This is a genomic window from Viridibacillus sp. NPDC096237 (assembly GCF_050278625.1).
Classification (GTDB): domain Bacteria; phylum Bacillota; class Bacilli; order Bacillales_A; family Planococcaceae; genus Viridibacillus.
The window spans coordinates 42,466-55,641 of sequence record NZ_JBNNTI010000001.1 but is presented as its reverse complement, the minus strand read 5'-3'; the positions used below and the strand labels follow the sequence as shown (position 1 = coordinate 55,641).

At 34.9% G+C, this 13,176-nt stretch carries 9 protein-coding genes; 5 read left to right on the top strand and 4 right to left on the bottom strand.

The window, feature by feature from the left end; all coding sequences use genetic code 11:
- Positions 1-22: 22 nt before the first annotated feature.
- The 3 genes from ACQKMD_RS00260 (at position 23) to ACQKMD_RS00250 (ending at position 5,041) form a co-directional block, all read left to right on the top strand.
- Positions 23-2,821, top strand: a complete 2,799-nt coding sequence (locus tag ACQKMD_RS00260; RefSeq protein ID WP_427748469.1) for a response regulator — start codon at positions 23-25, stop codon at positions 2,819-2,821.
- Positions 2,822-2,847: 26 nt separating this feature from the next.
- Entirely contained in the window at positions 2,848-3,684 is an 837-nt protein-coding gene (locus ACQKMD_RS00255; RefSeq protein ID WP_427749281.1) for a CheR family methyltransferase, read from the top strand.
- Positions 3,685-3,889: 205 nt separating this feature from the next.
- Positions 3,890-5,041, top strand: coding sequence for a SpoIIE family protein phosphatase (locus tag ACQKMD_RS00250; RefSeq protein ID WP_427748468.1), 1,152 nt, complete (start codon positions 3,890-3,892; stop codon positions 5,039-5,041).
- 230 nt (positions 5,042-5,271) lie between these two features.
- On the opposite strand, the gene ACQKMD_RS00245 is transcribed toward ACQKMD_RS00250, so the two are convergent.
- The 4 genes from ACQKMD_RS00245 to ACQKMD_RS00230 form a co-directional block, all read right to left on the bottom strand.
- Positions 5,272-6,906, bottom strand: coding sequence for a b(o/a)3-type cytochrome-c oxidase subunit 1 (locus tag ACQKMD_RS00245; RefSeq protein ID WP_427749279.1), 1,635 nt, complete (start codon positions 6,904-6,906; stop codon positions 5,272-5,274).
- An 83-nt stretch (positions 6,907-6,989) separates the two neighbouring features.
- The gene (locus ACQKMD_RS00240; RefSeq protein ID WP_427748467.1) at positions 6,990-7,472 is read right to left on the bottom strand and encodes a cytochrome c oxidase subunit II; all 483 of its coding nucleotides are present in this window, start codon (positions 7,470-7,472) and stop codon (positions 6,990-6,992) included.
- 23 nt (positions 7,473-7,495) lie between these two features.
- Positions 7,496-7,618 carry a hypothetical protein gene (locus ACQKMD_RS00235; RefSeq protein WP_427748466.1) on the bottom strand — a complete coding sequence of 41 codons (123 nt, stop codon included), beginning with the start codon at positions 7,616-7,618 and terminating at the stop codon, positions 7,496-7,498.
- Positions 7,619-7,858: 240 nt separating this feature from the next.
- Positions 7,859-8,317, bottom strand: a complete 459-nt coding sequence (locus tag ACQKMD_RS00230) for a chemotaxis protein CheX (RefSeq protein WP_427748465.1) — start codon at positions 8,315-8,317, stop codon at positions 7,859-7,861.
- A 356-nt stretch (positions 8,318-8,673) separates the two neighbouring features.
- Here ACQKMD_RS00230 and ACQKMD_RS00225 point away from each other — a divergent pair, with 356 nt between their 5' ends.
- Together ACQKMD_RS00225 and ACQKMD_RS00220 are read left to right on the top strand one after the other, a co-directional pair.
- Positions 8,674-12,294 carry a dynamin family protein gene (locus ACQKMD_RS00225; RefSeq protein WP_427748464.1) on the top strand — a complete coding sequence of 1,207 codons (3,621 nt, stop codon included), beginning with the start codon at positions 8,674-8,676 and terminating at the stop codon, positions 12,292-12,294.
- Positions 12,294-13,115: a sulfurtransferase gene (locus ACQKMD_RS00220; RefSeq protein WP_427748463.1), complete on the top strand. Its 822-nt coding sequence runs from the start codon at positions 12,294-12,296 to the stop codon at positions 13,113-13,115. Before ACQKMD_RS00225 ends, ACQKMD_RS00220 begins: the two co-directional genes overlap by 1 nt.
- Positions 13,116-13,176: the final 61 nt, after the last annotated feature.

Below are 13,176 nucleotides of genomic sequence, written 5' to 3'. Positions count from 1 at the left end.
AAGATAAAAGGGGGATGAATAGATGAGTTTTAAGAAAAGGCAAATAATCGGATTTGGTTTAATCTTGCTTTTTTTAATTATAATGTTATCAACTATGATATTTACTTTAAACAAATTAAAAACAGATATGACCGAAATTGTAGAGGATCGTTATTATAAGGTTCAAACAGTAATGGAAATTCGCCAGTTATTTTCACGCTCAGATAGAGAAATTTTGTATGCAGCAATCGATGCAAAAAAGAGTGATATTAACTCTAGTTTACAAACAATTAGTGACAATCAAGCTGCTATTTCAGTAAATATTATTAAATTGTCTACTATAGCCAACCAAACAACTTCACAGCAACTATTAAAAAAATTAGATAAACAATACAGTTCATACACAGACACCGAAACTAAAATCATTCAACAAATTAAAGCCAACAGTTTGCAGGGGAATTTAAAAGAATTAATGCAAGAACAAAGATCTAAGCGAATAGAAGTGTTAAGTACGCTTGATGAATTTAAGGTTTATCAAGAAGGACTTATGAATGATACTTTAAAAAATTCTCAACAAAGGTATAGTGATATGATTAAATTCACTTTATTTGCTGTGGTTTTTAGTATACTTATCATTTCATTAATACTACTTTGGATGATTCGTAGCACTTCAAGTGAGCTACAGTCTATTACAAAAGTGATTAAAAAGATAGATTTCAAAAATTTATCAGCTATACCTAGAATTCATATCAAAATGAAAGATGAAATTGGGGAAATAGCCCATTCTTTTAATGAAATGGCTGGTTCTTTAGAAGACTATAATCGAAAAGAAAAAGATTTCACAAAAAAAATTAGTGAGCAGAACTGGGTGCAAACGGGTTTAGCAGAAATTGCGACGATGTATCAACGTATAGTAGATGTTGAAGAGTTGGGTGAACGACTAATTACAAGACTAGCACCTATGGTTGACGCATCCTTTGGAGTGTTCTACATCCGTCGTGAGCAAAGAGAAGATACTCATTTTGTCAAAATGGCTTCCTATGCAGGTGAAGGGATTGTGGCTGGTAGAAATGAATTCCAGATAGGTGAAGGGTTAATAGGACAATGTGCAATAGAAAAAAAATCATATATTATCACAGATATACCGGATAATTATCAGTTAATTACAACTGGATTAGGAGAGGTAAATCCTAAAAGTATTATAATCATGCCAGTCATTTTTGAAGATGAAGTCGTAGGTATACTAGAAATGGCTAGTCTAGAACAATTCACAAACCTTCAGCAAAACTTCTTACAACGTGTTCTAGAGACACTAGGAATAACTATTAATAGTGTGCAAGTTCGAATGGAAATAGAGCGGCTGTTAAAAGAATCACAAGCTCAAACAGAGGAACTTCAAGCTCAGTCCGAAGAGTTACAATCACAATCAGAAGAGCTTCAAGCACAATCAGAAGAATTGCAATCTCAGGCAGAAGAATTGCGAATGATCAATGAACAACTATCTGAGAGAACTCACGATGCAGAAGAAAAATCTAGAGAGCTGGAAGAAGCAAAAATAAATCTCGAAGAACATGCTGAAGAGCTACAAAAGAGTTCAAAGTATAAATCAGAATTCATGGCTAATGTGTCGCATGAATTAAGAACACCTTTAAATAGTATTTTAATTCTATCTGAAATGTTAGAAACCCCTGATGATAATACCTTAGCTGAGGAACAACAAGAGTTTGCTCGAATTATCCACTCTTCAGGACAAGACCTATTGAAATTGATTAATGACATATTGGACTTATCAAAAGTTGAAGTAGGGAAATTAAAAATTCAATTTGATGAAATGAATATGAGTGAAGTACCTGAGTTGTTACATCAGAATTTTGACCATGTTGCACTGAAAAAAGGTTTAACCTTTAATGTTGAAAAAGACAGTAACGTACCGGATATAGTTTTTACCGACCAACAACGTCTTCAACAGATTCTTAAAAACTTATTATCTAATGCTTTTAAATTTACATATAAAGGTGCTATTTCAGTTCATATTAAAATTGCTGAAAAAGAAAGGATTAATAAGCTTGTACATACAGAAATTACAGACGAGTGGGTTGAAATTAGCGTAAAAGATACTGGAATTGGTATCTCTAAAGAAAAACAAAGATTGATTTTCGAAGCATTTCAGCAAGGCGATGGAGCAACAGAAAGAAAGTATGGAGGAACTGGCTTAGGATTATCTATCAGTAGAGAATTTGCTAAACTTCTAGGAGGTTGGGTCTTTGTTAAAAGTGAAGAAGGCAAAGGAAGTATCTTTACTTTATTGATTCCAAATTTACCTAACGGGATAGATGTACCTTTAGCTGAAGAAGTGGATTCTTCTGTATTAACAGCAGTAACCGATGAAAATGAGGTTCCGGAAAAAATAAAACCAGATCAATTAATGTATGAACGACAACAACTTACACAAGCGAGCAAGAATATGTTATCCAATAAGACGATACTTATTGTGGATGATGACCATCGAAATATTTTCGCACTAAAAAATGCTTTAGAATCTCAAGGGATGAAGATTATTTCAGTAGAAAATGGCTTTGAATGTTTAGAGATTCTTAAAGAAAAAAATACAGTAAATGTTGTATTAATGGATATTATGATGCCTGTAATGGATGGTTATGAAACGATGCGTAATATTCGTAGCCAAGAAATTTATCAAAACCTTCCAATTATCGCACTTACAGCAAAAGCAATGAAAGGCGATAGGGAAAAATGTTTAAAAGCCGGTGCATCAGATTACATCAGTAAGCCATTAAAAATAGATCAGTTATTATCTGTTCTTCGTGTATGGTTGGCTAAATAAATAATCGAGCAGGCAAGAAAGGAATTATTGTGAAAGACTTATTAACTAATGAAGAAAAAGAGAATATTGAGATTGATTTGTTACTTCAAGCTGTTTATAGTGTTTCAGGTTTTGACTTTCAAAAGTATATGCGTTCTTCGATTAAAAGAAGAATTATGAATCGAATGAGACAAGAGAAAATGGAGAAAATTAGCTCTTTGATAGAAAAGGTTTTATATGAAAAAGGGTTTGTTGAAAAGCTAATTGATGATTTTTCTATACATGTTACTGAAATGTTTCGTGATCCTGAATTTTTTAATGCTTTCCGATTAAAAATTGTGCCACTTCTTAAAGAAATGCCTGAAATACGTATTTGGCATGCTGGTTGTTCAACTGGTGAAGAAGTGTTTTCGACTGCCATATTACTAAAAGAGGAAGGGCTTTACGATCGGACGAAAATATATGCAACAGACATAAATGAAAAAGTAATATCACAAGCAAAAGAAGGTATTTTGCAATTAAATCAGATGCAATCATATACAAAAAATTATATGGCTGCAGGTGGTAAACAAGAATTTTCAGAGTATTATTCCACTGATTACCAAAATGCCTACTTAGATTTAACTTTATTAAAAAATATTGTGTTTTTTCAACACAATTTAGTTACTGATGGCTCATTTAATGAATTTCATGTGATTATTTGCCGAAATGTTATGATTTACTTTACAGGTGAACTGCAAAATAGTGTTAATCAGCTGTTTTATGATAGCCTCTGTCACGATGGGTTTATCGGAATTGGTAGTAAAGAAACATTACGTTCATCTGTTTTTTCAGAAAAATATGAGGAGTTAGTAAGCCAAGAGAATATATATCGGAAGTTATAACAACAAAGGGTCGCAGAAGCGGCCCTTGTTTTTTGAGGAAAATGTTTAGCGGAGCTATATAAAGGGTAAGGGATAATATAAATTAAACAATTAATCCTAGGTAAACAAAACCCAACCAAAAATAAGATTTAGATTAATATTTATCATGAATTTTTAAATACTTATGGGCGGAGTAGGATTCATAAGCTAAAGGGGACGAAAAAGAATGACGATTTTAATCGTAGATGATAACCAAGTAAACCTTTTCTTAGTTGAAAATATATTAAAACGCGCAGGGTATAATGATTTCCATTCACTTTCCTCAGCCCATGAAATGTTTGCCTATTTAGGTGCCGAACAAGAACATCCAAAAGAAATTAATGTAGACATTATACTCCTAGATATTATGATGCCGGAAATGGATGGTATTGAAGCTTGTAGACGGTTGCAGAACATTCCACACTTGAAGGATATCCCAGTTATTTTTGTGACGGCATTGGAAGACTCAAATAAAGTAGCGGAGGCACTTGGAGTAGGTGGAATAGATTACATTATGAAGCCCATCAATAAAATAGATTTACTTGCTAGAATTCGAGTAGGGCTTCGTTTAAAATATGAAAAGGATTGGCACAAGGAACAGGATAAAAAGCTCAGAGATGAATTGGAGTTATCGATGCAAGTACAGAGCAGTTTATTGAGTGAACCTATCTTCAATAAACAGCTAATGATAAAAGCCTCTTACCTGCCTGCAAATAAACTTGCGGGTGATATGTATTATTGGCAACGTATAGATGAAAATAGATATGGAGTAATTATTTTAGATATGATGGGACACGGAATATCGGCTTCACTTGTATGTATGTATATTTCTTCTGTACTGCGCGATGCTATTTGGAAGAATAGCGAACCCGAAGCAATCATCATCGAGTTAAATAGGTGGATGAATATTTTAAATAAAAAAGAAAATCCTGTACATTATTATTTTACAGCTATTTATATGATTATCGATACGTATGAAAAAACTGTAGAGTATGTCAATGCAGGTCATCCACCTGGATTTGCCTATGTCGATGATGACAAAGTAGTATCTCTTTCTAAAGGATCTTGTCCGGTTGGTTTTTTTAGTGAAATGAAAATAAGTAAAGCTATTGTTCATTATAAGAAGAGAATTCAACTTTTAATCTTTACGGATGGTGTGATGGAAACTCTTGATAATGAAGATATTGAAGGGTTGGAAATAATAAAAGAAGCCATTTCAGAACAATGGGTGGATTGCGAAGCGATGGAACCTATTGATATTGTGATGCCACAAGATTTACAATTAGACCAACCTGATGATATGTGTGCTGTGCTAATTCAAGCAGGTCATTCATTATGATTTGAGGTGGAAAATTAAATTAAAAGATTACCTAGAAAAGGGTATACAAACACTTAATGTTTGTATCAGTATAAGGCAATATCAAGCTAGTTTTTTTGATATGCTTTTAATATCAACTTAAATCCAAATTGAATGTATAATAGAATAATAAAAACCCGAATATAGGACTGATAACGGTCCAATGTTCGGGGTTGATCTTTTTAGTTTAAGAGATTTTTAGCGTTTCATATTTACCAAAGTTTATAACCTTTAGAACCCAAAGGAGCATTATTAATAATATCAATGATTGGGTACGAATATGCGATTAACACTAGTGCAACAAGAATAACGATCCAAAGTTTGAAATTTTCTAAAATTGCAGGTGTTTTTTCTGCGTTTGGTGTAACTTCTCCAATTGGGAATTCTTCTTGACCTTTTGGTGCGAACCAGCAAAGTTTCACGAAAATATAAAGGAATAACAGAATACCGATGAATAGAAGGGTACCACCAACAGCTTGTGCGATTTGATAAGATATCCAAGTGTTAGCAATTTCAGCTCCGCCGTAATCAGAGAATGAAGAGCGGCGTGGTGCGCCAAGTAAACCAGCTACGTGCATTGCACTTGACATGATTCCCATACCAATTACCCAAACGATTGCTTGAATAATACCTAACTTATTCAATTCTTTAGTAAATGTACGACCAGTTAAGTGAGGTACTAACCAATAACAAGCACCGAAGAATGTTAAAACAACTGTTGTTGCAACAGTTAAATGGAAGTGACCCGTTACCCAAATAGTGTTATGAATCAATTGGTTCATTTGGTAAGAAGCATTGACAATACCGCCAGCGCCACCAGGGATGAAGACTATCATACCAAGGAACGGTACGAAGAATCGTGCATCTCCCCAAGGTAGTTGTTTTAACCAACCGAATACTCCTTTACCACCTAATTCTCTTCCGCGTGCTTCAAATGTTGCGAATAAAGAGAAAGCAGTTAATAATGAAGGTATTACAACCATCATAGTTAAAATCACTTGTAAAAACTTCCAAGATCCATCTACACCAGGTTCAGTTAATTGGTGATGAAGACCTACTGGAACTGAGAAGAGGACGAACATGATAAACGATAAACGAGATAAAGCATCAGAGAAAATTTTACCGCCTATTACTTTAGGAATAACAACATACCAAATCATATAGGCTGGCAATAACCAGAAGTAAACGAGCGCGTGACCAAATGACCAGAATAGCGTACGAGATAATAATATATCAACACGTTCAACTAAACCTAATGACCACGGAAGTAGTTGGAATAATACTTCTGAAGCTACTCCAATTGTTGCTACGAACCACATTAGATTGTTACAAACGACCATAAATGATAGTAATGGAGAAGTTTGACCTTTGTTTTCTTTTCGCCATTGTATCCAGCGTAACGCTTGACCTAAACCACCAATCCATGAACCTACAACTACTAATGTTAACCCTAAATAGAAAATCCAGTGCGCTTGCAGTGGTGCATAGAATGTATAAAGAACGGATGCTTCATTTAATAACACCATAGTTGCTGACATTGCAGTACCAGCAGTCATAGTCCAGAAGCCGATCCAGCAAAGTAAGCGTTGTTTGGCTGATAATGTGCCTGAAGTACGACTAACTGAAGCAATTTGGAATCCATAAATGAAGAATGTTGTTAGTATTAAGCCTAATAAAACACCATGGACAGTTAGTACTTGGTAATAGCCAATGCCCCAAAGCAATTTAAATTCTCCAGAACGAACAAGTACTTGTAAAAGACCTGCTGTCCCACCTAATAAAAGTGCAATCATCGCAACATAAATATGTGCCATTGCTAATTTTGAATCTTTACGATCAACTTGCATTAAATCTTCAACTTTATTGGAAACCTTACCAACAATATTTTGTTTATTTACATCTGCTTTTGATTTATTTGCTATTGCTTGACTCATTTAGCTTCCACCACCTTAAGCATAGAATGCATTTGAGCATGACCAACACCACAATACTCATTACAAACGATTAGATATTCGCCAACTTTGTCTACTGTTGTGATATATTCTGAAATGTAGCCAGGCTCTAACATCATGTTGATATTCGTACCAGCAACCTCGAATCCATGCACAACATCCTTAGAAGTTGCAATGAACTTTACTTTAGCGCCTTCAGGTACTTCTAAAACGGGTGGATCATAGTAGAATGCCGAAGCTACAACAACTACTTCGTAATCCCAATCTTTCCCCTCCACTTTATGAACTCCTGGTTTATTGAATGGAGAGAGTTCATCTACTTTTTCGTGATTAATTGTTTTTTTTGCGCTTGGTGGGTGGCTACCATTATGAAAGGCCATGATACCAGTAATTAATAAGAACACTATAAGCGAGCCAACACCGAATGAAAGCCAGTATTTTTCGTATTTATGAAGATGCATAGTTTTCACTTCCTTCTTTCAGTTTAAAAACGATCAAGAAATAGTCCGAAACAAAGTCCCCAAACAACAACTATAAAGCTGCCTAATGCCATAACTAAGTAAAATGTTCCTTTTAAGTCGCTGTCGGAATGATTTTTGTTAGCCATATTGAATCCTCCCTTATCAAATAAATAGACAAACACTTAAATTCTTTTTTCTAAGTCTTGTAAACATCATATAAAACTCAACTTTTCCCGGATGTAACAAATATCACACTAAATCATGCGAAATGTGAATGAAGTGTGAAAAGGCGTAGAATATTGTAGAAATATAGATAAATAGAAGAGCTAGATGCCAAGGCAATAAAAAAGTGTCTAGCTCAAATTGTTGAACAAGACACTCAAATATTATTCATTTATATCTATAGTCAATAGGATGGTTAGTTTGCCGATGTTATCGATTGTGACTGGCAGTTTAAAAGCGTGTTGAAAACCGTATAATTTTGTTTGCCCAACCATAACAGTAGGAGGTGTAATATCTAAATCCAATTCTTTTTCGGCGGCAAAAGTACATAAATTACCAGCAATCATATTGCCAAATTCTCCTGTAAAAGATTCTAACATGGCGCCGTCTAATGTCATGCCATACATCCCTGCGCCAATTGCACTAAATGTATCAGGTGTTGAATCTATAATAATTCGCCCTTTTAAATCACCAACCATACCAATTAGCACGCCGATCTCATTTTGTTCATAAGGATCTGATGTTATAGTCGGGGATGATACTTGAATTTCGTAAGGGATAACTGATTTTAGTGCGTTAATAGTACCGTTTAAGACGGCTTGTATTTGAATAGAAGTACTCATTTAAACACTCCTGTTATGTGACTTTATTTCTATAATAACATGTGTGTTTAAAAAATTAAATTATTACTTGACGAAGAGGATGATTTTCATTATCATTGAGGTAGATGAGAATGATTTTCATATTCATTGCATATACTTAATGAACACATAAAAGGGAGCGGTCAAAGTGATATTTGCATTTATTGGAGCTACATTATTGGTTTACGGAGCAGTTAGTAAATATGTTTTCACTCAAACAACCGCACATTTAAAATAATGACAAAATCCTCCTGGAATCGGGAGGATTTTTTTGTTTGTCGTTTTCTTTCTACATGTTAGAATGAGTTTATTACATATAAAAGGAGTTAAAGCCTTTCATGACAGTATTTGAACAGCAGCTTCAACAATTATTAAAGCAAACAGCTATGCAATATTTAATTTACAAAGAAAACGAAGATGAAGAACGTCTACAAAAAACGATACTTTTTGCAAAAAAACTATTAAATAAGGAATATATGATTGGATTTGCTGGACATTTTTCTGCAGGTAAATCGAGCATGATTAACGCATTAACGGGTGAACAGCTATTACCTTCTAGTCCGATACCAACAAGTGCGAATGTTGTTAAAGTATATAAATCTGAAAGTGATTACGCAATTGCCTATTTAACAGGACAAGATCCAGTGAAATTTGCAGGTGACTATGATATTAAAACAGTTAAAGCATTCGCTAAAAATGGAGCGCTTGTATCGCAAATCGAAATTGGCCATTCAAAATCTGTGCTTCCTGATGGAGTAACAGTCATGGATACACCTGGAGTGGATTCGACGGATGATGCGCACCGTATGTCAACCGAATCAGCCCTGCATTTAGCAGATATCGTGTTTTACGTTATGGACTATAATCATGTGCAATCTGAATTAAATTTCCAATTTACAAAACAATTAATGAAATTCAATCCAAATGTTTACCTAATCGTCAATCAAATTGATAAACATAAAGACAATGAGCTTGATTTTACTGAATTTGAGCAGTCTGTTCATACTTCTTTTGCAAATTGGGGAGTTGTTCCCAAAGGTATCTTCTTTACATCTCTACGTGAACTTGAGCATCCACATAATGATTTCAAGACAGTGAAGGAAATTGTCATGAGCAGTATGGATGGTTGGCAAGACCAGTTAGTAGAGACAGCTAAAAAGACATTACAACAATTGAACAAAGAGCATGAAGACTATTTACAAACGACAAAGCAAGAAATTTTCGATACAAATGAAGAAATTATGTCGTTTGTAGAGTGGGAAAATCGCCAAGAGTTAAAAGACCAATACGCCAATATTCAACGTCAATTAGAGCTCTACTCTGTTGAAAAATGGAAGAAATCTTTTGAACAGCAACGTGAAGAGTTACTCGCAAATGCTGGTATTATGCCTTATGAGCTACGTGATAAGCTGAAACTCTACTTAGAAAGTTGCCAAGAAGACTTTAAAGTAGGAATGTTCTTCTCTGCCAAGAAGACTGTCGCAGAAAAAGAATTACGTAGAGAAGAGCTATACAAACTATATCAGTCAATTATTACTTCTCAAATTTCAGGTCATATGCTGACAATGATGAAAAACTCATTAAAAGATGTTGGTGCACTAACTGATGATTTATCTCTTGAAATTGATACGATCGAATTCAATATACCTTTTGAAACAATACAAGACCAAGTGAAAAAAGATGCTTTAACAACTGGCGATGCATTGTTGAATTTTGCTAACCGAGTATCGGAAGCTTCAAAGCGTTGGTTTATAAGAACAACTGATGAATGGAAGGATGACAAAGCAACTTTTGTCGAGCAATTATCTTTTGGGTCTGTTGAACCATTGAAGAAAAAACAAGAGGTACTTTCTGAAAAAGTTACAGTTATTAAAGAAATTGAACATGTTGAAGAACAGGAACAGTTTTATGTGAAAAAGGCTGCAGCTGCTACAACAGTATTAAATAAGGATGCAGATAATTTCGTTACAATGTGGACAAAAGAGCATGAAGAAGCTTTTGCTCAAATTCGCTTATTCGATCCTGCGATGCTACAACAAGAAGAGGAAACTATAATAGAGGAAATACCAACTGATGATGCTGGTAATGTCGAGACTATTCAAACTAGCACTGCAGTGAAGCAGGCATTGTATACAGCAAATGCTGTGTCAAATGTCCAAGGATTTAAAGAAGTATCAAATTATCTAAAAAATAAAGTAGAGCGACTTAACAAAAAAGATTTTACAATTGCATTATTTGGTGCATTTAGTGCAGGCAAATCATCTTTTTCTAATGCGTTAATGGGTCAAAGAGTTCTACCTGTGTCGCCAAATCCAACGACAGCAGCAATTAATAAAATTCGACCTGTTTCACCAGAACATCCGCATGAAACAGCTGATGTGCGATTAAAGACAGCTGAACAATTACAAACTGATATCATTTCGTCATATGAAGCGATTGGGATGAATATCACTTCTTTAGAAGAAGCCTTCAATAAAACAGTTGAGGGATTACAAATGGAGTTGGTAGACGAAAGGTTGCATGTCCATAAATCTTTTATCCGTGCTTTTGCACAAGGGTATGAGGAATTTAAAGACCAGTTAGGAACGACATTACGCACAAATCGAGACGACTTCGAAAAATTTGTTGCAGAGGAAAAACGTAGCTGTTTTGTTGACTCCATTGATTTTTATTTTGATTGTGAATTAACGAGAATGGGAGTCACATTAGTAGATACACCAGGGGCAGATTCAATCAATGCTCGTCATACTGGAGTTGCCTTTGACTATATTAGAAATGCAGATGCGATTCTGTTCATTACGTATTATAATCATGCATTTGCTAGAGCGGACCGTGAATTCCTAATACAATTAGGACGAGTAAAAGACGCCTTTGAACTGGATAAGATGTTCTTTATAGTGAATGCAATCGACCTTGCAGCGAATAAGGAAGAAGAGGAAGACGTTAAAACTTATGTACAGCAAGAGTTACAACGTTTCGGTATTCGTAAACCACGATTATTTGGTGTATCTAGCTTACTTGCATTAAAAGAAAAAGTAGAAAAGAATGAATTAGAATCAGGAATGCAACTGTTTGAAGAAGCATTCCATCATTTCTTAACTGAAGAGCTGAGTGCGCTAGCAGTCCAAGCTTTAGTAGAAGAAACAGAGAAAACACAAAAACGTCTTGAGTCACTTATTAAGCAAACTGAAGACAATATGAAGCGCAAAGACGAACGCATTGCTGAACTGACTAAGCTGGAGCAATTTGTTCATACTCGTTTTGAAAAATCAGGTGCAGCTGTTATAAAAAAAGATGTCGAGCAAGAATTATCAGAGCTTATGTATTATGTATTACAACGAGTTTACTATCGCTTTGCAGATTTTTATAATGAAGCCTATAATCCAGCGACATTTGCAGGGAAATCAGCATCAACTGCATTACAATTGGCATTAAAAGAATTATTACAAAGCTTAAGCTTTGATTTAGAACAAGAAATGCGTGTAACAAACTTCCGTATTGCAAAATTTATCCATAAAAAAGTGACTGAGCGTTATATTGAAGATGTAAGAAGGTTAAAAGATGTTAATGAGAGTTTTTCATTTACGCCATTTGAAGCAGAAGAGCCAGCAATACTTGAATTTACAGGTCCATTTGAACAAACAGGACCTTATGAATCAGTTAAATCTCATTTTAAAAATAACAAAGCATTTTTTGAAAAAGGCGATCGCTTGAAATTAAGAGAGGCATTAGAACAATTAACAAAACCAGACGCACAACAATATTTGAACACAGAAACAAAACGTTTAAACAATTGGTCTGATACGCTTATATCTACTGAAGCCGAGAGTTTACGCCATCATCTAAGTACTCAAGCAACAGAGCAAATCGCAACAGAACGTGAGCTTTTACAAGAAGTAAGCAAACTTGCTGAATGGAAAAAAATCTACGCATCACTATTTGAGGGAGTTGTGAAGTAATGGGGAACGTATTTATTTCGATTAAAGATATTGATGTGAACAATTCTATCTGGATTGATGCGCGATTTAATCTTCAGAATCCGGAAGAAGGTCGAAGCTTATATAATCATGAACATATTAAAGGAGCAGTTTACTGGGATTTAGAAAAAGACATTTCAGATATGACTAAAAACGAAGGTCGACATCCTATGCCTAATAAGGAACAATTACAGGCGTTATTTGAACGAAGCGGTTTACAATACGATACGGATAAAACAATCGTTGTCTACGATCAGGGGGCTTCACCCTTCGCTACACGTGCATGGTGGATGCTTCAATATGGTGGTTTTACAAATGCTAAAGTAGTAAAAGAAGGTTACACTGCAATTAAAGCAGTAGGTATGGCTGTTCAATCAGGAGAAGAAGTAGTAACATCCACTAAACTTGAACCGCAATGGCAAGATGATTTATATGTCAATCGTACAGCGGTTAAAGAAATCGTTGATGGGAAAGTAAAAAAGGTACTACTTGATGCAAGAGCAGAGGCACGTTATTTAGGAGAAATCGAGCCGATGGATAAAGTTGCTGGTCATATTCCAGGTGCTCGTAATTTTGACTGGGAGCAATTAAAAGAAAATGGCGTTTTAACAACGAATCCGAAGTTGCATGATGTAGTACGACAAGATGATCAGATAGTTGTTTATTGTGGTAGTGGTGTAACGGCATCGCCATTATACGCCATTTTAAAAGAAGACGGGTATTCAAATGTACAACTGTACACAGGTAGCTACAGTGATTGGATTACAGAACACGCACCAGAAAAGGGGATATCAAAAAAGTAATAATTTCAAATTCTAAAGAAAAGCAGCATTTAAAAGCGAGCAAAGTTATGATTTTGCTCGC